The 23,437-nt window shown below is 65.5% G+C and carries 20 protein-coding genes and 1 pseudogene; 14 read left to right on the top strand and 7 right to left on the bottom strand.

The window, feature by feature from the left end:
• The first annotated feature begins 55 nt into the window (after positions 1 to 55).
• Together ACFC2Y_RS08465 and ACFC2Y_RS08460 are read left to right on the top strand one after the other, a co-directional pair.
• Positions 56 to 1,540, top strand: coding sequence for a TrkH family potassium uptake protein (locus ACFC2Y_RS08465; protein WP_375186132.1), 1,485 nt, complete (start codon positions 56 to 58; stop codon positions 1,538 to 1,540).
• Positions 1,537 to 2,154 (top strand): class I SAM-dependent DNA methyltransferase, encoded by a 618-nt coding sequence (locus ACFC2Y_RS08460; RefSeq protein ID WP_375174926.1) that lies wholly within the window; start codon positions 1,537 to 1,539, stop codon positions 2,152 to 2,154. Before ACFC2Y_RS08465 ends, ACFC2Y_RS08460 begins: the two co-directional genes overlap by 4 nt.
• Positions 2,155 to 2,265: 111 nt before the next feature.
• On the opposite strand, the gene ACFC2Y_RS08455 is transcribed toward ACFC2Y_RS08460, so the two are convergent.
• On the bottom strand, positions 2,266 to 4,065 hold the full coding sequence (locus ACFC2Y_RS08455) for a serine protease (RefSeq protein ID WP_375174927.1): 1,800 nt from the start codon (positions 4,063 to 4,065) through the stop codon (positions 2,266 to 2,268).
• Between the two features lie 153 nt (positions 4,066 to 4,218).
• Between ACFC2Y_RS08455 and ACFC2Y_RS08450 the strand changes: the two genes are divergently transcribed.
• From ACFC2Y_RS08450 to ACFC2Y_RS08410, 9 genes are all read left to right on the top strand, one after another.
• Positions 4,219 to 5,163: a glycine--tRNA ligase subunit alpha gene (locus ACFC2Y_RS08450; protein WP_375174928.1), complete on the top strand. Its 945-nt coding sequence runs from the start codon at positions 4,219 to 4,221 to the stop codon at positions 5,161 to 5,163.
• Positions 5,163 to 5,675 carry a DUF6446 family protein gene (locus ACFC2Y_RS08445; RefSeq protein ID WP_375174929.1) on the top strand — a complete coding sequence of 171 codons (513 nt, stop codon included), beginning with the start codon at positions 5,163 to 5,165 and terminating at the stop codon, positions 5,673 to 5,675. The genes ACFC2Y_RS08450 and ACFC2Y_RS08445 overlap by 1 nt, the downstream gene beginning before the upstream one ends.
• A gap of 82 nt (positions 5,676 to 5,757) precedes the next feature.
• Complete coding sequence (locus ACFC2Y_RS08440) at positions 5,758 to 6,624, top strand: DUF1206 domain-containing protein (protein ID WP_375174930.1); 867 nt, start codon at positions 5,758 to 5,760, stop codon at positions 6,622 to 6,624.
• A gap of 140 nt (positions 6,625 to 6,764) precedes the next feature.
• Entirely contained in the window at positions 6,765 to 8,981 is a 2,217-nt protein-coding gene (glyS, locus tag ACFC2Y_RS08435; RefSeq protein ID WP_375174931.1) for a glycine--tRNA ligase subunit beta, read from the top strand.
• A 65-nt stretch (positions 8,982 to 9,046) separates the two neighbouring features.
• Entirely contained in the window at positions 9,047 to 11,596 is a 2,550-nt protein-coding gene (locus ACFC2Y_RS08430) for a putative PEP-binding protein (protein ID WP_375174932.1), read from the top strand.
• Positions 11,597 to 11,757: 161 nt separating this feature from the next.
• A complete protein-coding gene (locus ACFC2Y_RS08425; RefSeq protein ID WP_375174933.1) occupies positions 11,758 to 12,399 on the top strand; it encodes a cell wall hydrolase in 642 nt (213 codons plus the stop codon).
• A 145-nt stretch (positions 12,400 to 12,544) separates the two neighbouring features.
• On the top strand, positions 12,545 to 13,462 hold the full coding sequence (locus ACFC2Y_RS08420; RefSeq protein ID WP_375174934.1) for a dihydroneopterin aldolase: 918 nt from the start codon (positions 12,545 to 12,547) through the stop codon (positions 13,460 to 13,462).
• The gene (folP, locus tag ACFC2Y_RS08415) at positions 13,459 to 14,475 is read left to right on the top strand and encodes a dihydropteroate synthase (protein WP_375174935.1); all 1,017 of its coding nucleotides are present in this window, start codon (positions 13,459 to 13,461) and stop codon (positions 14,473 to 14,475) included. Before ACFC2Y_RS08420 ends, folP begins: the two co-directional genes overlap by 4 nt.
• 142 nt (positions 14,476 to 14,617) lie before the next feature.
• Complete coding sequence (locus ACFC2Y_RS08410) at positions 14,618 to 14,782, top strand: hypothetical protein (RefSeq protein WP_375174936.1); 165 nt, start codon at positions 14,618 to 14,620, stop codon at positions 14,780 to 14,782.
• Positions 14,783 to 14,848: 66 nt separating this feature from the next.
• Here ACFC2Y_RS08410 and ilvC read toward each other — a convergent pair whose 3' ends face one another.
• On the bottom strand, positions 14,849 to 15,871 hold the full coding sequence (ilvC, locus tag ACFC2Y_RS08405; protein WP_375174937.1) for a ketol-acid reductoisomerase: 1,023 nt from the start codon (positions 15,869 to 15,871) through the stop codon (positions 14,849 to 14,851).
• A 142-nt stretch (positions 15,872 to 16,013) separates the two neighbouring features.
• Here ilvC and ACFC2Y_RS08400 point away from each other — a divergent pair, with 142 nt between their 5' ends.
• Both ACFC2Y_RS08400 and ACFC2Y_RS08395 read left to right on the top strand, forming a co-directional pair.
• Positions 16,014 to 16,469: an Lrp/AsnC family transcriptional regulator gene (locus ACFC2Y_RS08400; RefSeq protein WP_375174938.1), complete on the top strand. Its 456-nt coding sequence runs from the start codon at positions 16,014 to 16,016 to the stop codon at positions 16,467 to 16,469.
• Complete coding sequence (locus ACFC2Y_RS08395) at positions 16,466 to 16,933, top strand: Lrp/AsnC family transcriptional regulator (protein WP_375174939.1); 468 nt, start codon at positions 16,466 to 16,468, stop codon at positions 16,931 to 16,933. Before ACFC2Y_RS08400 ends, ACFC2Y_RS08395 begins: the two co-directional genes overlap by 4 nt.
• An 80-nt stretch (positions 16,934 to 17,013) precedes the next feature.
• Here the strand turns inward: ACFC2Y_RS08395 and ACFC2Y_RS08390 are convergent, their stop codons facing one another.
• The 3 genes from ACFC2Y_RS08390 to ACFC2Y_RS08380 all read right to left on the bottom strand — a co-directional run bounded on the left by ACFC2Y_RS08390 (position 17,014) and on the right by ACFC2Y_RS08380 (position 19,245).
• Entirely contained in the window at positions 17,014 to 18,216 is a 1,203-nt protein-coding gene (locus tag ACFC2Y_RS08390) for a UbiH/UbiF family hydroxylase (protein ID WP_375174940.1), read from the bottom strand.
• 66 nt (positions 18,217 to 18,282) lie between these two features.
• Positions 18,283 to 18,501 carry a hypothetical protein gene (locus tag ACFC2Y_RS08385; RefSeq protein ID WP_375174941.1) on the bottom strand — a complete coding sequence of 73 codons (219 nt, stop codon included), beginning with the start codon at positions 18,499 to 18,501 and terminating at the stop codon, positions 18,283 to 18,285.
• Between the two features lie 99 nt (positions 18,502 to 18,600).
• Positions 18,601 to 19,245, bottom strand: a complete 645-nt coding sequence (locus ACFC2Y_RS08380; protein ID WP_375174942.1) for a pyrimidine 5'-nucleotidase — start codon at positions 19,243 to 19,245, stop codon at positions 18,601 to 18,603.
• A gap of 107 nt (positions 19,246 to 19,352) precedes the next feature.
• On the opposite strand from ACFC2Y_RS08380, the gene ACFC2Y_RS08375 reads away from it, so the two are divergent.
• Positions 19,353 to 19,988 carry a GntR family transcriptional regulator gene (locus tag ACFC2Y_RS08375; protein WP_375174943.1) on the top strand — a complete coding sequence of 212 codons (636 nt, stop codon included), beginning with the start codon at positions 19,353 to 19,355 and terminating at the stop codon, positions 19,986 to 19,988.
• A gap of 336 nt (positions 19,989 to 20,324) precedes the next feature.
• On the opposite strand, the pseudogene ACFC2Y_RS08370 reads toward ACFC2Y_RS08375, so the two are convergent.
• Positions 20,325 to 21,884: pseudogene (locus ACFC2Y_RS08370) on the bottom strand (glycosyltransferase); the annotation flags it as partial.
• A 212-nt stretch (positions 21,885 to 22,096) separates the two neighbouring features.
• Positions 22,097 to 23,254 carry a glutamine-hydrolyzing carbamoyl-phosphate synthase small subunit gene (gene carA, locus ACFC2Y_RS08365; protein WP_375174944.1) on the bottom strand — a complete coding sequence of 386 codons (1,158 nt, stop codon included), beginning with the start codon at positions 23,252 to 23,254 and terminating at the stop codon, positions 22,097 to 22,099.
• Between the last annotated feature and the right edge of the window lie 183 nt (positions 23,255 to 23,437).

The raw sequence follows: 23,437 nt of genomic DNA, 5'->3' as shown, positions 1-23,437 counted from the left end.
CCGCACGCGGTCCGACCTTCCCGCCCGTGCAGGGCCGAACCAGGACAGGCTGCCCGTGACGTCGCCGATTGCCCGTGCCAAGCATCGTTCCTTCATCGACCTGCGACCGGTCGGCTATGTGATCGGCCTGCTGGTCGCCTGTCTGGGCGTGACCATGCTGATCCCGCTGGCGGTGGATATTGCGGAGGGGCGGGGCCATTGGCCGGTTTTCCTGGAAAGCGCGGTGCTGACCTTTGCCATCGGCGGGCTGACCGCGCTGGCCTGTCAGAACGGCACGGAGGAGGCGCTGTCGCTGCAGCAGACCTTCCTGCTGACCACGGGGGTCTGGGCGATGCTGCCGGTCTTTGGCGCGCTGCCCTTCATGCTGGGCGAAACCCAGTCGAGCTTCACCGATGCCTTTTTCGAGGCGATGTCGGGGATGACCACGACCGGATCGACCGTGCTGTCGGGGCTCGACACGCTGCCGCGCGGTCTGCTGCTGTGGCGCGGGATGCTGCAATGGCTGGGCGGGGTCGGGATCATTGTGGTTGCCATGGTCTTCCTGCCGGAGCTCCGGGTCGGCGGGATGCAGATCTTCCGGTCCGAAGCCTTTGATACCATGGGCAAGATCCTGCCCCGAGCGGCCTCCATCGCGTCGCAGATCTCGGTGGTCTACGTGGCGCTGACGGTGGCCTGCGCGTTGACCTACCTGTTCCTCGGCATGGATGCGTTTGACGCCACGGTGCATGCGCTGACCACGATTTCGACCGGAGGGTTTTCGACGCGGGACGCCTCCTTTGGCGCTTTTTCGGGGCCGATGGAATATGCGGCGACGGTCTTCATGGTGCTCGCGGCGCTGCCCTTCGTGCGCTATGTGCAGCTGCTGAACGGCAACCGGATCGCGCTCTTTCAGGACAGTCAGGTGCGGGTCTTCATGCTGACCGTCCTGGCCTTTGTGGGGGTCAGCTTTGTCGCGCTTCTACATATCTTTCCGCACCATTGGGAAACATCGCTGCGCGAGGCGCTGTTCAATATCACCTCGATCATGTCCGGGACGGGCTATGCCAGCGCGGATTACATGGGCTGGGGGCCCTTCCTGATCACGATCTTTTTCTTTGTCGGGCTGATCGGGGGTTGCGCCGGATCGACCGCCTGTTCGATCAAGATCTTCCGTTACCAGATCCTCTTTGCCGCGATCCGCAGTCAGATCAAACGCATCCACCATCCGCACGGGCGGTTTTCGCCCAAGTTCGACGGGCGGCCGATTTCGCAGGATGTCATGGGGTCGGTCATGTCCTTCTTCGTCTTCTTCACCGTCTCCATCGGGGTTCTGGCGGTGGCGCTGGCGCTGACGGGGCTGGATTTCGTCACCTCGCTCTCGGGGGCGGCGACGGCGATTGCCAACATCGGCCCGGGGCTGGGAGAGATCATCGGGCCTTCGGGGAATTTCGAACCGCTCAACACTACAGCCAAATGGATGCTGAGCTTCGGCATGCTCTGCGGACGGCTGGAGCTGATGGCGGTCTACGCCATTCTCACCGTGCAGTTCTGGCGCGCATGAGCGGGCTGCCCGATCCCGAGGACGTGCGCCCGCTCTATGACCGGAACGCCGCGGAGTTTCACCGTGCGCGGGTCGGCAGCGAGATGGAGGCAGGCTGGGTCGCCCGTTTTGCCGACGCGCTGGCCCCCGGGGCGGAGGTGCTGGACCTCGGCTGCGGCAGTGGCGAGCCGGTGGCGCGGTTGCTGCTGGATCACGGGCTGCGGGTGACGGGGGCGGATTTCTCTGCCGCCATGCTTCAGATCGCGGCCCGGCATCTGCCCGGGGCCGACTGGATCCGGGCGGATATCCGGACCCTTGATCTGGACCGGGGCTTTGACGGCATCATCGCCTGGCACAGCTTCTTTCACCTGACGGTCGCCGCGCAGCGCGAAGCCCTGCCGCGCGTGCTGGCGCATCTGCGCTCCGGAGGCGTGCTGGTTATGACGCTTGGTGTGGAGGAGGGGGAGATCTCCGGCCATGTCGAGGGCGAGGAGGTCTATCACGCCAGCCTGTCCGAGGCCGAGTATCGGCAGATCCTGGCGGACGCCGGGGTGGAGGTGGTGCAGTTCCTACACGACGACTGGTCCTGCGGCGGCGCGAATGTGCTGTTCGCGCGGCGCGGGATGGGCGACTGACGGGACAGGAAAAGCCCGGCGCGGGGCCGGGCTTTAGCGGTCTTCAGGAAGATTTGGGCTACGCCCTGTCGCAAGCGAAAGGTCCTGTCGGACCTTCTCCGGGTCGCTTGCTCATTCCCAGCACGACACCAATACCGTCATGGCCATGCCGATGCGGGTGATATCTTCGGGGGCAAGGCCTGGGCCGGGGTCGGCGGCGACGGCCGAAAGGCCCGCCTGGCCCAGAAGCTCGACCAGGACCGGGCCGTCCACGGCAAAGGCCACGCCCTCGGGCAACTGCCGTCCGCCCATGTCGGCGGCGGAGATCATACCGATCACCGCACCGCTCTGATCCATCACCGGACCGCCCGCATCGCCGGGAAGGGTGGAGAGGGCAAGCCGCGCCATGCCGTCCTGGCCGGAGAGGTCCTGCAGTTCTTCCAGCCGACCGAAGTTGAGCGAGGGATCGGGCAGGCGGCCTTCATAGGGGTAACCGGCGGAGGCGACCTCGGATTGCAGCCGCGGGGTGGTGGTGGAGAACCGTGCAAAGCCGATCGGGGCGATCGGATCTGCGGGTTTCAGGACCGCGACACCCCGGTCGGAGGTCACGACCTCGGCCCGTGTCTCGCCGTCCAGCGTGACGTGACCGCATTGGCCGACAATATCGGCGCTGGTCATCGCGAAGCCGCGATCGTTCACATAGAACCCGGAGCGGGAGAAAAGCGGCTTGCGGATTTCCAGACCGGAGAGCAGGTCGATGCTCTGCCCGCTGTCGGTGCCCATGGCGGCGGGCAGGACGATGCCGTCGATCCGCTCCACACTCGGGCGCATTTCGCTCAGCAGGCGGGTCCGGCGTTCCTCGTCGCCGGCGGGCCAGACAAGGGTGAAGCCCTTGATGACGCCATCGGCCAGGGTGACCTCGGTATGGGACACGATGCGGGAGTTCTGGCCGGTGATGACGAAGCCATCACTGCGGCGTTCGCGCGGGCCATCTTCGGGGATGATGGTCAGGGTCTGCAGGATGTCATAGAGCCCGTTCATCGTCTGCTGGTCGCCCTGTTGGGAGATCAGGATCAGACGTGCGTTCAGATCGCCTGTCGGTTCGTAGTGCGCGAAAGGGGCCTCGTAACGGTCGAAGGCCACGACGCCGGTCGGGACGAGCAGCGAGAGGCCGGCCGTGTTGTCGGTCACCCGGCGCAGGTCGAGCCCTTCGAGAACGGCGTTGTACTGTTGCTTCAGCGCTGCACGCTGGCGGGTGGTCAGGACGCCGGTCGGTTCATATCCGTTCTGCTCCTGCCAGGCGGCCATGGAGCCGCGGGTGCCGCGCCCGAAAGCGCCGTCGATGGCGGAATCGTAGAAGCCGGCCCATTGCAGCCAGACCTGCAGCTCCATCCGTTCCTCGCGGGTCAGCAGTGCTTCGCTACGGCGGGCCTCGGCCGGGGTTTCATCGGGTTCGGGGGCGGGTTCAGGCGCGGGGGCGGGCTCGACAGCGGCGGTTTCAGTGGCCGGGGCCTGTGCGTTTTCCGTCGGCGTTTCGGCCTGGGTCTGTTGCGTTTCGGCCGGGACCTGGGCGGGGGCGGCCAGTTGGTTCGCGCCGCGCGGCCAGAACTGGTCGCGGAAGGCAGAGGGGATGGCGATATAGCTGTCGCGCGGGATCGTGCCTTCACTGCGCAGCACCTGCAAAACACGTTCGGCATCGGCCGGGGCATAGGGGCCAAGCGCGATCGCATACCATCCGCCGCCGAGCGAGAAACCGTTCACATCCTGCAGCCGCTCTGCGTAGCCGCGAATGGCGTCTTCGGCCAGCGACAGCGACGGCTGCGCCTCGATCTGGACCCAGACGGGCCCGTTGTCCTGCGCGTGCAGGATACGCGACGTCAGGGTTGTCGCGAGGATCAGGGCAAAGACAGCCCGGAATAGTCGAAAATACATGTAAGAACCTCTGCCCGGTCTTTTTCTGAATTGGCGTGCCGGAGTTTTATCAAATCCGGTGGCTGACGCATCCAAATAATGCGATATCCGCCGCATTGACCCTGCCGGGTGTGGCCCGTAGGTAAGCATCGCCGACCGGACAGAGGACGTGAGATGGCCGAAACCGTAGACAAGCCCCGTTCCTTTCAGGAAATCATCCTGAGGCTCCAGAGCTACTGGGCCAAGCAGGGATGCGCGATCATGCAGCCCTATGACATGGAAGTGGGGGCGGGCACGTTCCACCCGGCCACGACGCTGCGCTCGCTCGGCTCGCGGTCCTGGGCGGCGGCCTATGTGCAGCCCTCGCGGCGGCCGACCGACGGGCGTTATGGCGAGAACCCCAACAGGTTGCAGCATTATTACCAGTACCAGGTGCTGATCAAACCCTCGCCGCCAGACCTGCAGGATCTCTACCTCGGGTCGCTCGCGGCCATCGGCATCGACATGGAAATGCACGACATCCGCTTTGTCGAGGACGACTGGGAAAGCCCTACGCTTGGCGCCTGGGGGCTGGGATGGGAGGTCTGGTGCGACGGGATGGAGGTCAGCCAGTTCACCTATTTCCAGCAGGTCGGCGGGCATGACTGCCATCCGGTCTCGGGCGAGTTGACCTACGGGCTTGAGCGGCTGGCAATGTATGTGCTGGGCGTCGACCATGTGATGGACATGCCCTACAACGATCCGCAGGCGCCGATTGCGCTGTCCTATGGCGATGTCTTTCGCCAGACGGAGGAGGAATATTCCCGCCACAACTTCGACGGGGCCAATACCGAGATGCTGCTGAAGCATTTCGAGGAGGCGGAGGCCGAATGCGCGGCTCTGCTGGAGGCCCCGAAGATCGACCCCAAGACCGGCAAGCGGATCATCATGGCGCATCCGGCCTATGATCAATGCATCAAGGCCTCGCATCTGTTCAATCTGCTGGATGCGCGGGGCGTGATCTCCGTTACCGAACGTCAGGCCTATATCGGGCGGGTGCGTGCCCTGGCCAAGCTTTGCGCTGACGCCTTTGTCGAAACCGACGCCGGTGGCTGGGTGCCGCAGGAGGCCTCTGCCTGATGGGGCGGTTTCTGGCCGCGCTGATCGTCATCTGTGCTTTGGGCGCGGGGGGCTTGCTGTATTACACGCAGGTCTACGCCTTCTATGACGAGGTCCCCGCGACCGGAGAGGATGTGCTGCTGACGCGGATGGATGGCCGGGCTGAACTGATCTCCTACGACAGCTTTGCCGCGATCGACGCCTATTCCTCGCCAATCCGCTATCGCGCGTGTTTCCATACCGATCTGCCCGACGGGGAAATCGCCGCGGCCTATCAGCCTTACGACGGGGCGGAGCCGCTCGAGGCGCCGGGCTGGTTCGACTGTTTCAATGCAGATGAGATTGGCGAAGCGCTGAAGCGGGGAGAGGCAACGGCCTATCTCTCCGTTGCCAATATCACCTATGGTATCGACCGGATCGCGGCCGTGTTTCCTGACGGGCGCGGCTATGTCTGGCACCAGATCAATCCGTGTGGCGAGGTCGTCTTCGACGGCCGCCCCGCCCCCGAGGGCTGCCCGACGCCGCCGGAATGAGGCCCCCGGAGGCGCCTCCGGTCTTTAAATAACGCGGAACCAGCATTGCGTTCGACCGTTGACCCACAGCGGAGGTATCGTCATGTCCAATGGTTCAGCGCCCGAGTGGGTCAAGCCCGTCATGCAAGCGGGGTATGGCGCGCGCGGCGTCACATATGTGATCGTGGGCGCCCTTGCCGTTCTGGCGGCCTGGCGTGGCGGCTCGGCCGAAGGGGCGCAGGGGGCGCTCGCGCAATTGCGGGGCGAACCGCTCGGCCTTGCCGCGCTGGTGCTGATCGGTCTCGGTTTTCTTGCCTACGCGGTCTGGCGGTTGATCTGTGCGGCCTATGATCTGCAAAACGAGGGGCACGACGCCAAGGGCGTCATCGCGCGCCTCGGACAGACAGCCACCGGGGTAATCCATCTGGGTCTTGGTGCGTCTGTGCTGCGCATGGCCATCGGGAGTGGCAGCGGCGGAGGCGACTCCGCGCCGCAAAGCCTGACGTCCAAGGTTCTGGCCATGCCGAACGGCAAGATGATCGTGATGGCTTTGGGGCTGCTGGTCGTGGCGGCCGGTCTCTACTATGGCTACAAAGGTTTGTCTGAAAAGTACAAGGAAAACATTCGGTTGACCTCTGTGACGGAGAGGCTGGACCCTGCTGTGAAAGCAGGGCTTGTCGCCCATGGTGTCGTCATCGTTCTGATCGGCGTCTTCCTGTTCTATGCTGGCCAGACGGCCGATCCGGGCGAGGCAGGTGGTGTGGGCAAGGCCTTTGAAGTCGTCCGTGCGCAACCCTTCGGGCGGATCATGCTGGGGGTGCTGGGCCTGGGCACCGTGGGGTTCGCCGTCTACTGCTTTGTCGAGGCCTGTTACCGTGTGATCCCGCGCCTCTCGGGGGACGAGATTTCCACTCTGGCGTCGCGGGCGAAGTCCGAGGCCAAACGCAAGGCGCGTCAGGCTGCTCATTAAGGGTCGAGCCGCCTGCGGTATATGCTTATCCGCTGGACCCTGAGGTCGAGGACCGCTATCCACCCTGCGACGACGGGGTGGCGCGGTCTTGCCGTATCATCCCCGGATGAACGAAGCGAGACAGGCCCGAAAGCGATCCCATGCCCGACCTTCTTATCGAATTGTTTTCCGAAGAAATTCCCGCCCGCATGCAGGCGCGTGCGGCGGCGGACCTGAAGGCGCGGATGACGGATGGTCTGGTCGAGGCCGGCCTGACCTATGCGGGCGCGGCGGGTTTTCACACGCCGCGTCGCCTGACGCTGGCGGTGGAGGGGCTTCTCGACAAGTCGCCGACCCTGCGCGAGGAGCGCAAGGGGCCCCGCGTCGATGCGCCGGACAAGGCGATCGAAGGGTTTCTGCGCGGGGCCGGGGTCGCGAAAGAGGATCTGAAGGTCCAGGACGACAAGAAGGGCCAGGTCTATGTCGCTGTGATCGAGAAGCCGGGCCGTCCGGCAGCGGAGATCGTGGCGGAGGTGCTCGAGTCAGTTATCCGCAATTTCCCATGGCCCAAATCCATGAGATGGGGCAGCGGTGGACTCAAATGGGTAAGACCGCTGCATTCCATCATCTGCCTGCTCAGCGATGACTCCGGTGCCGAGGTCGTGCCGCTGGAGGTCGAGGGGATCAAGGCCGGGGACCGGACGTCGGGCCATCGCTTCATGGCGCCGGGGGCGATTTCTGTCAGTGGATTCGAGGATTACGCGGCGAAGTTGAAGCGCGCTTTCGTGGTGCTGGACGCGGGCGAACGGGCGGATCACATCTGGCAGGATGCGACGAACATGGCCTTTGCCGCCGGGCTGGAGGTGGTTGAGGACTGCGGCCTGCTGGCGGAAGTCGCGGGGCTGGTCGAATGGCCGGTTGTTCTGATGGGCGAGATCGGCAAGGATTTCCTGGGCTTGCCGCCCGAAGTTCTGCAGACCTCGATGAAGGAACATCAGAAGTTCTTCTCGGTCCGCAATCCCAAGACGGGCCGGATCGAACGCTTCATCACCGTGGCCAACCGCGAAACCCGGGATGATGGCGCGACGATCCTGGCGGGGAACCAGAAGGTGCTGGCGGCGCGTCTGTCGGATGCCAAGTTCTTCTGGGAAAACGATCTTCGCGTTGCGTCGCAGGGCATGGAAAGCTGGACCGAACAGCTTTCCAATGTGACCTTCCACAACCGTCTGGGCAGCCAGGCGGATCGGATCGACCGGATCGCCGCGCTGGCCCGTGAAATCGCGCCGCATGTCGGGGCCGATCCCAAGCTCGCGGAACAGGCTGCGCGGGTGGCCAAGGCGGACCTGAGCTCTGAAATGGTCTATGAATTCCCCGAACTTCAGGGGCTTATGGGCCGTTATTACGCCGAGGCCGCGGGCCTGCCGCCCGCGGTCGCCGCCGCCTGCGAAGAGCATTATTCGCCCCTCGGCCCGTCTGACAGCGTGCCGAGTGCGCCGGTGTCGGTCGCCGTGGCACTGGCGGACAAGCTGGACACGCTGACCGGGTTCTGGGCCATTGATGAAAAGCCGACGGGTTCGAAGGACCCCTATGCGCTGCGCCGCGCCGCGCTCGGGGTGATCCGGCTGGCGTTGAGCAACGGGCTGCGGGTCCATCTCGACCGGTTGGTGGATGCGCAACTTCTGCGCCATCAGATTACCCCTACGGATGAGAAGGAAGCGGCGCTGTTGAGCGAGCTCCTGGGCGAGGTGGCCAAACATGGCGTCTTCGGCGCCGCGGTGCGCACCGTGATCGACCGGATCGACGATGCGCCAGGCTGGCTGAGCAAGATCGTCGAGCACAAGCCGGATGTCAGCGACGACCTCCTCTCCTTCTTCCACGACCGCCTCAAGGTCCACCTGCGTGACGAGGGGATGCGGCACGATGTGATCGACGCCTGCCTCGCCATGCCCGGCAACGACGACATCACCCTGCTGACCCGCCGCGCCCAGGCGCTTGGCGATTTCCTCAAGACCGAGGAAGGGGAGAACCTGGTTCAGGGGTTCAAACGCGCCAACAACATCCTCAGCCAGGCCGAGGAGAAGGACGGCGTGTCCTACGAATTCGGGGCGGACAAGAAGTTCGCCGAGGATCCGAGCGAAGAGGCGCTCTTTGATGCGCTTCAGGAAGCGCGGCCCCAGATCGACAAGGCCATGGAGGCCGAGGATTTCGCCGCCGCAATGACCGCCATGGCGGGCCTGCGCGGCCCGATCGACGCCTTTTTCGAGGCGGTTCAGGTGAATGCGGAGAGTGAGATCGTGCGGCGTAACCGCTTGAACCTGTTGTCGACAATCCGCTCCACCTGCCTGGCCGTTGCGGATTTGACCCGGCTGGAAGGCTGACCACAGCTTTTCCTTGCCCGGGCCGTCCGTAGGATTATGCTGCGCGAACCAGAAGGATCGCCGCAGTGCAGCAGATATCGCCCCCGCCCGAACAGATCACCCCGACCGCCGAAATTGCCACCGCCACTCATGGTGGCCGGGCCAAGTGTCTGCAGCGGTTGGTGCGGATGGATCTGCCGGTGCCGCGCACGGTCGCGCTGTCCTTTGCCACGGTTCACAAGATCGCGGCCGGAGAGATGCCGGACATGAAGGCGCTGCTGGCGCCCTTCGGGGATCAACCGCTCTTGTGCGTGCGTCCGTCGTCCGAGGATCCGGATTGGGGCGGCCCGGGGGCGGTGCTGAACGTCGGCATGAATGACGCGCTTTATGCCGATCTGTGCAAGAAGATCGGGACGGAGGCGGCGACGGCCGTCTACATGCGGTTCGTTCAGGGCTATGCGATCCATGTGGCGCGGCTGGACCCGGATATGTTCGACGGGCTGAGCCTGGAGGGGCATGAAGGCCTGCGGCAGGTGTTGGACGCCTATGAGGACGAGACCGAAGAGCCCTTTCCCCAGGATCCCGAGGTGCAGCTGTCGGGCGTGTTGCGGTCGATGGCGCGGGCCTGGGAGGGGACGACGGCGCGCCTTCTGCGGCAGGCCAAGGGGGCGCCGGCCGATGCGGGGCTGGGCCTCGTGGTGCAGGAAATGGCGCTTGGTCTGGGCAAGGGCGAATGCGGGTCCGGTGTGATCCAGCTGGTCAGTTCGGCCACAGGATTGCCGAGGGTCACCGGACGGTACCTCAGCCAGAGCCAGGGGCGGGATGCGCTGCGCAAGGAGGGGGCGTCGATCTACCTGGCCAAGGATCCGCGCGGCCCCTCGCTGGAGGATCTGGCGCCGGAGGCCTTTGCCCAGCTGATCGACTATACGCGGCAGATGCGTATCCGCCTGCGGGAGGAGATGCAGACGGAATTTGCCATTGAAAATGGGCAGGTGCACGTGCTGGACGGGGTACGCATCCGGCGCAGTTCACGCGCAGCGGTGCGGATCGCCGTGGCCCTGGCGGAGGACGGGATCATCCCGAAGGAGGAGGCGATCCTGCGGGTGGAGCCACGTGCGGCGACGGAGATGCTGCACCGCCAGGTCGACCCCGATGTCCCGCGCGAGGTGATCGCGCGGGGGATCGCCGCCAGCCCGGGTGCGGCTCATGGGAGGGTGGTGTTTTCCTCCACCGCGGCACAGGCCGCGGCCGCGCGTGGCGAGCTGTGCGTTCTGGTCCGGCGGGAAACGACGCCGGAGGATATCCGGGGCATGCATGCCTCTGCCGCCGTCCTGACGGAGCGGGGCGGGATCACCAGCCATGCGGCGGTGATCGCGCGGGGGCTGGGCCTGCCCTGTGTCGTCGGGGCCTCGGACATGAAGGTGAACCTGCGGCGCAACACGGTGGCCATGGCCGATGGCCGGGTGCTGAAAGAGGGCGACGCGATCACGATCGACGGCACCAACGGGAATGTCATCTCGGGCGAGGCGCCCTTGCTGGAGGCGGCGCAGGACGATGCGTTCCAGATGCTGATGTCCTGGGCGGACGACTTGCGCGACATCGGGGTGCGGGCCAATGCCGACACGCCGGCCGATGCCAAAATCGCGCGGGATTTCAACGCCCAAGGCATCGGGTTGTGCCGGACGGAGCACATGTTCTTCGATCCCGGTCGATTGACGGTGATGCGCGAGATGATCTTTGCCGCCGAAGAGGCCGACCGCCAGTCCGCTCTGGATCAGCTGCTGCCGATGCAGCGCAATGATTTCGTGGAGCTCTTCCGGATCATGCAGGGCCACCCGGTCTGCATCCGCCTGCTGGATCCGCCGCTGCACGAATTCCTGCCCTCGGACCGCGACGGCATCCGCTCGCTCGCCGAGGCGCTGGATCGTCCGCTGTCGGATGTGGAACGCCGGATCGAGGAGATGTCGGAATACAACCCGATGCTGGGCCTGCGTGGTGTGCGTCTGGGGATCACCATGCCGGAAATCTACGACATGCAGGCGCGCGCGATTTTTGAAGCCGTGCTGGAGGCGAGCACAGAAGGGGCGGCCGTGGTGCCGGAGATCATGATCCCGCTGGTCTCCGCCAAGCGGGAAGTGGAGTTGGTCAAGAACCGGGTGGAGGCCGTGGCAGCCGCGGTCCGCACCACGTCGGGACGCAATTTCAACTACCGCCTGGGCGTGATGGTCGAAACCCCGCGCGCGGCGCTGCGGGCCGGGGAAATCGCACCGCATGCGGCCTTCCTCTCCTTCGGGACGAACGACCTGACGCAGATGACCTACGGCCTGTCGCGCGACGATGCGGGGCGGTTCATGCAGACCTATGTGCATCAGGGGGTCTTCCCCGAAGATCCGTTCCACATGCTCGATGCCGAGGGCGTTGGCGAGTTGCTGAAAATCGGTGCTGATCGGGGGCGGAATGCACGAAAAGACCTTGTACTTTCCATTTGTGGCGAACACGGGGGCAACCCCGAATCAATCGCCTTCTGCAGGGCCGCAGGCTTCGATTATGTAAGCTGTTCACCCTTCCGTGTGCCGGTTGCCCGGCTTGCAGCGGCGCAGCTTGCGGTTCGGGATCGGCTGAAATTCGCTGACTAAATCTCATTTTATTCAACGGCTTGTTAACGGTTCTGCGCAAAACATGGATGCGTGGTTGCCGTGAACGTCACCCCGCAGGCTGGACCTGCGCGGCGTAATTCGTTAGGCGACCCCGAGTTGGATGGATGAAACGGTCACGATATTTGGCCGGGGGGTTTACCATGCGCGGATTGCTTGTCGGGGCATTGCTGCTTGCCTCGAGTGCTGCCTTTGCTGAAGGCAATGTTAATGACATCGCGAGTGCGGAGAAATCGGGCCTGAACGGCGTTGGCTCTCTCAAGCTCGCCTCCTTGCTGGATCCAGAGTTGTTCCGGGAGACCCGGCCAAAGACCCGCAAGGCGCCGAATGTCGAATATTCCCGGAAATGGCTGGCCAAAATGCCCAAGCCGAAGCTGTCGGATCAGGCGGCCTGCCTGGCGGAGGCGCTGTATTTCGAGGCGAGGGGCGAAAGCGTCAGGGGCCAGTTCGCGGTGGCCGAGGTCATCATGAACCGGGTGGACAGCCCCGCCTTCCCGAATTCGATCTGCGGTGTGATCCACCAGGGCACCGGTCGGAAATACGCCTGCCAGTTCACCTATACCTGCGACGGCTATCCCGAGGTGATCCACGAAAAGGCGGCCTATAACGGCGTCTCCAAGGTTGCGAGCATCATGGCGCAGGGCGGGGCACGTCCGCTGACCGATGGCGCGACCTACTATCATACCCATGGGGTCGCCCCAGCCTGGTCGCGCAAGTTCGCACGGACGGCCAGCATCGGCGTGCACTACTTCTACCGCCGCCACACCCGGGTCTCGTCGAATTAATCGCGACAATTGCGCCGGATGCCGCTTTTGGGGCCAGGGTCGCCGTCGGTGGCTTTGCCTTCGCGGTGTTAAGACGGTAAGCCGCGCCTGACACGGACTTTCCTGAGACGGGCTTTCCTGACATGGGCATCAGCGGCAGGCGGCGATGAGCGACCGGATTTCACAGGCCTTCGGGCACCCGATTGAGCGGGCGGAGGCGCTGGCCGGGGCGGAGCCCCGCGACCGTATCTCCCTGCGCGACTATATCGTCGAGGTCGAGATCGGGGCCTTCCAGCAGGAGCGGGGCCATCAGCAACGGCTGCAGTTCAATGTGGTGGTCGATGTCGTCCCGGCAGAGGGGCCGCTGGCCGATGACGTGGACCGCATCCTCTCCTACGACCGAGTGACCGAGGCAATCGAGGCCGAGCTGGAGAGCGAACGGCTCAACCTGCTGGAAACACTGGCTGAAAGGGTCGCCTCCCGCATCCTGATGGAGCCGCAGGCGGAACGCGTCTTTGTCCGGATCGAAAAGCTGGATCGCGTTGCAGGCGCGCTTGGTGTCGAAATCATGCGAAGCCTTGACGATGCACAGCCTCTCGCGCCGGAGGTGGCGGGGGTGGCCGCCGCCCCGCGCGTCGTCTTCCTGGGGAATGAGGCAATCGCCGCACCGGACGTGTCGTCGCGAATCGACGCGCTGATTGCGTCGGGGACGCCGTTGATCCTGTGCTGTGGCCCTGCGGACCTGACGCTGCCGCGTTCGGACTCCGGGCTGGCGCAGCGGCGGATCGACCTGCTGGCGATCGAGCAGAATGCCTGGGTCCTGGCGGGCCGCGATGCGCGCTGCGTCGTGGTGGACAGCCGGACGGAGCTGGACTGGGCCGTGAAACACGGCGAGGTCAGCGTCTGGGCCCCCTCGAAAATGGTACTGGATGCGGTCCAAGCGCCCGCACGCCACGCCACGGCATCGGAGCTGGCCTATTGGCTGGCTGGCGAAATGGGCGCGACGGAGTTCCTGGTTCTGGCGGAGGCGGAGGAGATCCCCCGAGGCGATATCCCCGCCCGGCGGGCAGAGGCCCTGCCATGACGGCCTGGATCAGGCCGATCGTCACCCCCGGTGTAGAGGAGGGCTGGCCACTGGCCGGGCAGCCCCATGTCCGCTTCGCCCGGGTCGAACGGATCGCCGAGGGGCGGCGTGGCGAGGACATCGCAGCGGTCGACCTGCGACGGGACACGTCTGCCCGGCTGACCACATTGCGTCCGGATCTCTGCGGGCTGGCGCTGGACCGGCCGCGGATCATGGGGATCCTCAACGTGACGCCGGACAGTTTCTCCGACGGGGGGCTGCACCACGGCTTCGATCAGGCCGTCGCCAAGGCGATGGAGATGGCCATTGAGGCGGATGTGCTTGATATCGGGGGGGAATCCACCCGTCCGGGCGCTCAGGACGTCCCGGTGGAGGAAGAGATCCGCCGCACTGTCCCGGTGATCTCCGCCCTGCGGTCCGCCGGGATCACAACCCCGATCAGCATTGATACCCGCAAGGCCAGAGTGGCCGAAGCGGCGCTGGATGCGGGGGCGGATATCGTCAACGATGTCTCCGCCCTGACCTACGATCCCGATCTGGCGAGGGTCGTGGCAGAACGCGAGGTGCCGATCTGCCTGATGCATGCCAAGGGCACGCCGGAAACCATGCAGGCCGACCCGCGGTATGGCGACGTGCTGACCGAAGTGCTGGACAGCCTTGCTGCCCGGGTTGCCTTCGCTCAGGGGCAGGGCATCGCGCGGGAGCGGATCGTCGTCGATCCGGGCATCGGCTTCGGCAAGACGAAAGCCCATAATCTGGAGCTGCTGCGCGGCCTCTCCGCCCTTCATGACCTCGGTCTGCCCGTGCTTCTGGGGGCCTCGCGCAAGCGGTTCATCGGCACGATCGGCGGCAGCGAAGAGGCCCTGGGCCGGATGCCCGGATCGCTGGCGGTGGCGCTTTGGGGGGCGGCGCAGGGGGCACAGATCCTGCGGGTGCACGACGTGGCAGAGACGGCGCAGGCCTTGCGGCTGTGGATGGCGATGGCGCGGGGTGAGGGCGAGGCGCTTCCCTGAACGCGCATTTTGCCCTAAACTTTGGCAGTAGGCGGGGGAACCTCCCCACATCTGGGCAGCCAGAGGTGTTTGATCTGGCTTGACCGGAAATTCGGCGCAGACTGAACCCATGGGAGGGCGATCCGATCAAGGAGACCTGACCATGTGCCTCACACCCAAAGCCATGCTGCTGTTTCTCAGCATGATCTCTCCGGAGAAATTCGACACCAGCGAGGGGCGGATCGTGATCCGTGCCGAGACGAGCGAGGTCGTCTGGACCGTCAAGGGCGACATCTGGTGTATTGAGCCGGACGGTATGGACACCTAAACCGGCCATGCCCCGCGGGCGGTGGACGGCGCGATCATCCGCGCCGTCCTGTCCGATCCTGCGGGATCAGTTCTTTTCCTTGTCGACCATCTTGCCGGCGGAAATCCAGGGCATCATCTCGCGCAGTTTCGCGCCGACCTGTTCGATCTGGTGCTCGTCGTTGATGCGGCGGGTGCCTTTGAAGAAGGGCTGGCCGACGGCGTTTTCCTGCATGAAGTCGCGCACGAACTTGCCGGTCTGGATGTCGGTCAGGATTGCCTTCATCTCTTTCTTTGTCCGCTCGTAGGGCAGGACTCGCGGGCCGGAGACGTATTCGCCGTATTCCGCGGTGTTGGAGATGGAGTAGTTCATGTTTGCGATGCCGCCTTCGTAGATCAGGTCGACGATCAGCTTCACCTCGTGCAGACATTCGAAATAGGCCATTTCCGGCGCGTAGCCGGCCTCGACCAGCGTCTCAAAACCAGCGCGGATCAGTTCGACCAGACCACCGCAGAGAACGGCCTGTTCACCGAATAGGTCGGTTTCGCACTCTTCACGGAAGTTGGTCTCGATGATGCCCGAACGGCCGCCGCCAATGGCGGAGCAGTAGGACAGACCGATTTCCAGCGCGCGGCCGGAGGCGTCGTTGTTCACGGCCACGAGGCAGGGCACGCCGCCGCCTTTGGTGTATTCGCCGCGCACGGTGTGGCCGGGGCCCTTGGGCGCCATCATGATGACGTCGACGCCTGGCTTCGGCTCGATCAGGCCGAAGTGGACGTTCAGACCGTGGGCAAAGGCAATCGCCGCACCGTCGCGCAGGTTGTCATGGACGTATTTCTTGTAGGTTTCGGCCTGCAGTTCATCGGGCATGGTGAACATGATCAGGTCGGCCCAGGCGGCGGCCTCGGCAATGCCCATGACCTTCAGGCCTTCGCCTTCGGCCTTCTTGGCGGAGGCGGAGCCTTCGCGCAGGGCGACGACGAGGTTCTTGGCACCCGAGTCGCGCAGGTTGAGGGCATGGGCGTGGCCCTGGGAGCCGTAGCCCAGGATGGCAACCTTCATGTCCTTGATCAGGTTGATGTCGCAATCGCGGTCGTAATACACGCGCATGGATATATCCTCCGTTTGGCCGCCCAGAGGGGCGGGATGGCGGCAGCATAGAGAGTCGGAGGGAGATTGCTTTGCATATCTTGAGAATTTCCGACGATATGCTAGAAAATCATTCTTCCTTTTGGTCTGGCTGCGATAATTCATGCTTGACGATACTGATAGACGCATCCTGCGTCAGTTGCAGGCCGACCCGCGGCTCAGCGGGGCGGAGCTGGCCGACCGGGCCGGGGTAAATGCCGCCACCTGCTGGCGGCGGCTGGAACGGCTGCGCGAACGCGGCGTGCTGCGCGGCACCCATGCGGTGATCGACTGGCGCGCGCTTGGCTATTCGGTGGAGGTCTCGTTGCGGGTGACGCTGGACAAGGCCGCGCCGCGCGCCTTCGAGGATTTCGCGGCAGAGGCACGGCGCATTCCCGAGGTGCTGGAGATCCAGACCTTCCTGGGGCAGGTGGACGTGCGCCTGGGCCTGATCGCGCGGGACCTCGCGCATTATCAGGAGCTCTACCGCGACCGCATCCTGACCCTGCCGCATATCGCGGACCTTGAGGCGCTGATGCACGTGGCGCGGATCAAGACGGATGAGACGGTGCCACTATGACAGGAGCCGTCGCGGATCTCGACGATATCGACCGGGCGATCCTACGGCAGTTGTCGGAGGATGCGACGCTCTCGGCCTCGGCTCTGGGCAAGCGGATCGGCCTGTCGCAGCCCGCGACATGGCGGCGGGTCCAGCGGCTGGAGGCGGCGGGGGTTCTGGCAGGGGCGCGGCTGGACCTTGATCTGGCGGCGCTCGGCTTTGGGGTGACGGTGTTTCTGGGGGTCAAGCTGGGCACCAAGGGGCGGGTCAGCCTGGCCGATTTCGAACGCGCGGTGAGCGCGGTGCCGGAGGTGCAGACGGTGGAACATGTGCTCGGCCTCTATGACTACCGCCTGCGGGTGACGGCGCGGGACATCGCGGATTTCGAACGGGTGCTGCGGCGGCGGATCATGACGCTGCCGGGGGTGGCAAACGTCGATGCCAATGTGATGCTGAGCGAGGAGCGGCTGACGGGGCCGATCTGACCCCCTCCCGGTCGCCGTCGCGCCGGTTGGATCGTTGCGCTTTCCCTCGCCTGCAGGGGGAGGGGGGCCGTGTCGCGCGCTTAGGCTCCGCCCTTGGCGCCCAGCCCCATCTGCATCAGCATCTTCCGCACCGGCGCCGCGCCATACAGCGCGGACAGACCTGCTGCGCGCAGGTCGCGCAGGGGGCGGGCGTGGAGTTGCGAGGCGCGGTTGAGGGCGTCGATGCCGGCGGCGCGGATCTTCACCTCCGGGTGGCGGCGTTTTTCATAGGCGTCCAGCATGGCGCGTCCGCCCAGATCGCCGGGATTTGCGATGGCAAGATCGCGCAGGCAGCGCAGATCGCCAAGTGACATGTTCAGCCCCTGCGCGCCGATCGGGGGGACCACATGCGCCGCCTCGGCCACCAGGGCGATGCGTTCGCCCGCCATGCGGTCGGCAACCTGGGTGATGATCGGCCAGACCGAGCGGCGCGTGGCCAGCGTCAGCGGACCGAAGAGGCCGCAGGAGCGGTCCATCATCGCCGCCTCGAAGTCCTCAACCGGCAAGCGGGAAAGGCGCAGCGCCTCCGGCCCGTCCTCCATCCAGACCACGGCGGAACAGGGCCGCCCGTCGCGGTCGGGCAGGGGCACGAGGGTGAAGGGGCCACCGGAGCGGTGGATCTCGGTCGAGACGTTGTCGTGCGGGATGGGGTGGGTGACGGCGAAGGCCAGCGCCTTCTGTCCGTAGCGGGTGGTGCGGGTTGTGATGCCCGCAGCCTCGCGCATCGGAGAATTGCGGCCATCCGCGGCGATGACCAGTTTCGTGCGCAGCCTTGTGCCGTCGCTCAACCCGACCAGTGCCTCGCGTTCGCGGGTCAGCAGGGTGGCAGTGCCGGTGCCGGGGCGGAATTCCACATTCGGCAGATCGGCCAGTCGGGCAACCATTTCGCGCCGCAGCAGCCAGTTGGGCAGGTTCCATCCGAAGGGACCGGAGGAAATGTCGGCGGCTTTGAAATCCCGTGTGACCCGGGGTTCGGGCGTGTCGCCGCCCGCATCCACGATCCTCATGATCTGCAGCGGCGCGGCGTGGTCCGACAACCGCTCCCAAAGGCCTGCATCTTCCAGCAGGTCGCGGGCGGGTTGCAGGAAGGCGGTGGTGCGCAGGTCCGCCCCCTCCGCCTCGCCCTCGGTGACGGGCGGGGCGGGATCGCAGAGCAGGACCGAAAACCCATGGCTGCCGAAGAGCGCCGCGGTGGTCAGCCCGGCGACACCGCCGCCGGAGACGATGATATCAAAATCGGTCATGGCAGAGCCTCCTGGCCCCTAGATAAGCCTCGGGCGGGGCAGGGGAAAGCGGCAAAGCGTCCCGGTCTATCGGCCCAGTGTGATCAGGAAGAGCACGACAAAGATCACCGGCACCGTCGCAAGGGCAACAAGGCCAAGCGCCACGAGGCCCCAGGTCTGGACCGCCAGGACCAGCGACACCAGGGTGAGCAGGACAACCAGCACGGTCAGGGCCACGGCAGGGTTACGGGCTAGACCGCGGATCAGTGGTAGTTCGTCAAGCGGGGAGCGGGGGTGGTCGGACATGGGGATCTGCGCCTTGTTCAGGATTACATTGTTTGCAGATATGTGTTTACCGCTGCATTGCGACGCGACATTGCGCCCCGGGGTCTACTGTCGGGCGGCTCAGGTCAGGCGCGACAGGAAATCCGTCAGGTCGGCTGTGTGGTGATGAATATGCTCGGCCGTAATCGGGGTTTCGGCGACATGGACGGTCTTCATCCCGCGGGCATGCGGCACGGCGAGGTTGCGGGGGTCGTCCTCGAACATGGCGGCCTGCCCGGGGTCGAGCCGGTCGAGGGCAAAGATCGCATCGAAGGCGGCCGCGTCGGGCTTCGGGTGAAAGGCCGCATGTTCCACGCCGTAAATCGCATCGAAGAGGCCGGAGAGCCCGCGCGCCTCGATCACCTGTTCGGCGTAGGGGGCGCAGCCGTTGGTATAGATGATGCGTCGTCCCGGCAGGGCGGCGATCCGGTCGGCCAGTTCTGGATCGGGGGTGAGCACGGTGAAGTCGATGTCATGCACCTCCTCCAGGTAGGGGCCCGGATCGACACCGTGGTTGCGCATCAGCCCGGCGAGGGTGGTGCCGTGGTCGCGCCAGTAGTCGTGACGCAGCCGGTCCGCCTCCGCCCGGTCGACCTTGAGGACACGCATCACCCAATCCGTCATCCGCACTTCGATCTGGTCGAAGAGCCGGGCGGAAGGCGGGTAGAGCGTGTTGTCGAGGTCGAAGACCCATGTCGTGACATGGGCGAACTGGTCGCGTGGCATGGGCGGACGGTACGAGGGCGCGACAATGGGCGCAAGAGCCAGTGCTTTACGTCGGGGGCAGCGCATGGCTAATCTGGCCGGACAGCGAACAGACGAAACGGACACCGGTGCAGAAAGACGCATATACCCTGATCCTAGAGGCGATTGACACGGGGCTCTACAAGCCTGGCGACCGCCTGGTGGAGAGCGAGCTGGCCGACAGGTTCGGCGTGTCGCGGACCCCGATCCGCGAGGCGCTACAGCGGCTGGAGACGCAGTCCCTGCTGACGCGGGACGGGCGGTCGCTGATCGTGGCCTCGCTGGATCACAACCAGCTGGCGGAGCTTTATGTCGTCCGGGCCGAGCTTGAGGCGCTGGCGGCGCGGCTGGCGGCGCGGCATGCCACCGCCGAAGAGGTGCGAGTGCTGCGCGACATGGTCGAAGATGACCGGTCGCTTCTGGGCGATCCGGCGGGGCTTTCGCGGGCCAACCGGCGGTTTCACAAGCAGATCCACCTGGCCTCGCACAACCGGTTCCTGGTGCAGCAGCTGGATCTCGTCCACCGCTCCATGGCGCTGCTGGCGCTGACCTCGCTTGCGGCCGAAGGGCGGGACGAGGTGGCGCTGTCAGAGCATGACGCCATCGTTTCGGCCATCGAGGCGCGGGACGAGGTCGCGGCGGGTGAGCGGCTGCGCGAGCATATTTCGCGGGCCTTCGTGACGCGGTTGAAGCTCGATTCCGGGGCGATTGGTACGGTCGACTGATCCCACATCGGGCAGGGAATGGCCGTGATCCGTCTTGTCCCAATAGAAAGGGCGGAAGATCAGCTCGTGCAGCGCCTTCCACATCGCCACCGCTCCGAGCGGCCAGTAGAGGTGCATCAGGGGCACCCATCTCCATAGCTTGCGATGGCCGGCGCGCCGGGTGGCGATGACGCCGAGGATCATGGTCAGCACCTCCTGTCCGAGGAAGGCGATCACCAGGATATGCACCCGGGGGTCGGCATCGACTGTGGTGTAGGGCAGATCGAAACCGAAGCTGACCATCCAGAAGATCCACAGCAGGGGGGCGAGGGTGAACTGCGTCAGCGCGGTGACGAAATGCGCCTGAAAGCCCAGGAACCGCCATGTCCCGAGGTCCCGCCACAGGCGGAAGGGCGTGCGCATGTGCACGCAATAGGTGGCGAGATAGCCCTTGAGCCAGCGTGACCTCTGCCGGATCCAGGGGACGGGGCGGTGGTTGGCCTCCTCCCCCGTGGTGCTGTCGAAGGTGAGGGTGCGATAGCCGCTGCGGGCGAGGCGAAACCCCAGGTCCGCATCCTCGGTCACGTTATGGGCGTCCCAGGCGCCGATCTCCTCCAGCCGGTCGCGTTTGACAAAGAGGGTCGTTCCGCCGAGCGGCAGCGCAAAGCCGAGCCGCGCCATGCCGGGCAGGATGAGGCGGAACCAGATGTTGTATTCGATGGTGAAACAGCGCGCGATCCAGCTGGCGCGCGGGTTGTAGTAATCCAGCACGCCCTGCAGGCAGACGACGTCCTCCGGGGCCTTGGCAAACCGCTCGGCAATGCGCAGCAGCTGATCCGGGTCCGGCGCGTCTTCGGCATCGTAGACGCCGATGATGTCCCCCTCGCAGAAATCGAGGGCATAGTTCATGGCGCGCGGCTTGGTCCGAGGGGCGCCGTCGGGCACGATCACGGTGCGGATCCAGGGCGGCAGGGGGGTTACATCCAATGTGTCCCGGGTCAGCTGATCGGTTTCCTCCAGAACCAGCAGGATCTCCAGCCGGTCGCGCGGGTAGGTCAGTTTTTTCAGCCGTCTGAGCAGGGTGGTGGCGATCCGGTCCTCGCGAAAGAGGGGGACGAGGACCGAGACCCTGGGCAGGGTCGCCGGCGCGGGGGGCTTGCGCGGCTTCGGGGGTGGGGTCCGGTCGGTCAACCGGGCGAGCGCGGCGGCGGTCTTCAGCGTGCTGGCGACGACCATGGTGGCCAGGGCGAGGTAGATCAGCAGGGTCATCACCTGCTCCGGCGCGGCGGAGAAGGCGAACAACAGGGCGCAGAGAGCCGTGAAAAAGAGCAGAGCCCGGCCCCGGCTTTCGGCTTTCCATGCGCGGCAGGAGAGGTGCAGGGGCGGGCGGCTGCGCATCCTCTCACTCAGCGTGATGCGGTGGTGTCGGGCGATCCAAGTCTGAATGTCGTCGCGCGGGGCGACGACCGGGCGGATCCGTGGCGCCTGAGGTCCGAGGTGTTTGTTTATCAATTCGGCGGTTTGCCCGAAGTGGTCCGGTCGGGCGGTGGCGATCCAGAGCGTTTCACCCTCTCTCCGCCAGGGAAGGCATTGGTGCCGCAGGCTGAAATCCGGATCCAGAATGTCCGCAACATCCGGCGCGGGCCGGGTGAGTTCGAAATGGACGCGAGGCGTCCCGGTGGCGCGGGCCAGGCCATCGGCGAGGGCTGCGCCGGTGATCTGTCCGGCGGCATGTGCCTGGCGCAGGTTCTCCGGTGTGGGGTGCGGGTCGCGGTGGCGGAAGACCGGTTGCGGGGCCAGGGTAACGGGGGCCTCTGAAAAACCACTGCCGGGGAAGCTGCTGCGGGAGCGACCCCTCCGTCCTGATGAGCGGCGGCGTGAATGGCCGGTCAACCTGTGCAATTTCGATGACGGCATTCTACCCCCGGAACTTGGCCCAGGGGCAGGTTGGCGGCAGGATGGTTAATTTTGCCTGAACACCGGACCACGGAGATGGGTTTCAGGTGCATGCAGGGGGAACAGGCCTGCGCCCCATGATGCGGCCAGGGGTCAGGGGCGGGTGATTGAGAGGGCGACGGGCCGGATCGTCCGGGTGCCGCGCTTATCTCGCAACACCCGCTGCTTCCGGATCAGGCGCGGGTCGCCATCGAGGCGGCGAAGCGTTCGAAGAGGTAGAAGCTGTCCTGCGGGCCCGGGCTGGCCTCCGGGTGATACTGGACCGAGAAGACCGGGCGGTCGGTCATGCGGATCCCGCAGTTAGATCCGTCGAAAAGCGAGACATGGGTTTCCAGCACGTTGTCGGGCAGGGTTTGGCTGTCCACAGCGAAGCCGTGGTTCATCGAGGTGATCTCGACCTTGCCGGTCTCGCGGTCCTTCACCGGGTGGTTGGCGCCGTGGTGGCCGTGGTTCATCTTGACGGTCTTGCCGCCAAGCGCCAGCGCCAGCATCTGGTGGCCGAGGCAGATGCCGAAGATCGGCAGGTCGGTCTTGTCCATGATGGTCCGGATCATCGGCACGGCATAGGCACCGGTGGCTTCCGGATCGCCGGGGCCGTTCGACAGGAAGATGCCATCGGGCTCATGTGCCAGCACCTCCTCCGCGGTGGCGGTGGCGGGGAGGACCGTCACGTCGCAGCCCGCGGAGGCAAGGCAGCGCAGGATGTTCCGCTTGGCGCCGTAATCCAGCGCGACAACCTTGTGTTTCGGCTGATCCTGGGTGCCGAAGCCATCGGGCCAGGCCCATCTGCTTTCGCTCCAGCGGTAGGATTGGGCGCAGGTGACATCCTTGGCCAGGTCCAGCCCGACCAGGCCTGAAAATGCGCGCGCCTTGGCGACCAGCGCCTCGATGTCGAAATTGCCGTCGGGATCATGGGCCAGTGCCGCATGGGGCGCACCCTGGGCACGAATGGCCCGGGTCAGGCGGCGGGTGTCGATGCCGCCGATGGCGATCCGCCCGCGCGAGGCCAGCCAGTCCGACAGTTCGGCCTGGGCACGCCAGTTCGAGGCATCCGTCGGGTTCCAGCGCACAACCATGCCGTTGGCCACGGGATCACCGGTTTCGTCGTCTTCGGTATTGACGCCGGTGTTGCCGATATGGGGGAAGGTGAAGGTCACGATCTGCCCCGCGTAGGAGGGGTCGGTCATGATTTCCTGATAGCCGGTCATGGCGGTGTTGAAGCAGAGCTCCGCTACCGTGACGCCGGTGGCGCCGAAGCCTCGGCCCATGAAGATCGTCCCGTTGGCGAGGGCCAGGCAGGCGGTTGGTTTCTTCTGATGTGTATGGGGCATTTTGCGGCTCCGACGGGATGGCAAATTGGCGTCTACCTAAGGAAGCCCGCCGGGGGGGTCAAGGGCGATTGGCGGGGGATTTGAGGCAGACGGCCTATACGGGCGAATAGGTCTGCCGTGGCGTCGCCGCGGTTGTGCAATGGGGGGCATGCGGCTAGGGTCGCGGGCTCGAGACCAAGGGAA

The sequence above is a fragment of the Pseudooceanicola sp. genome, from assembly GCF_041987405.1.
Classification (GTDB): domain Bacteria; phylum Pseudomonadota; class Alphaproteobacteria; order Rhodobacterales; family Rhodobacteraceae; genus Pseudooceanicola.
Note: the sequence above shows the minus strand (reverse complement) of the source record. Positions and strands in the feature narration are given on the sequence as shown.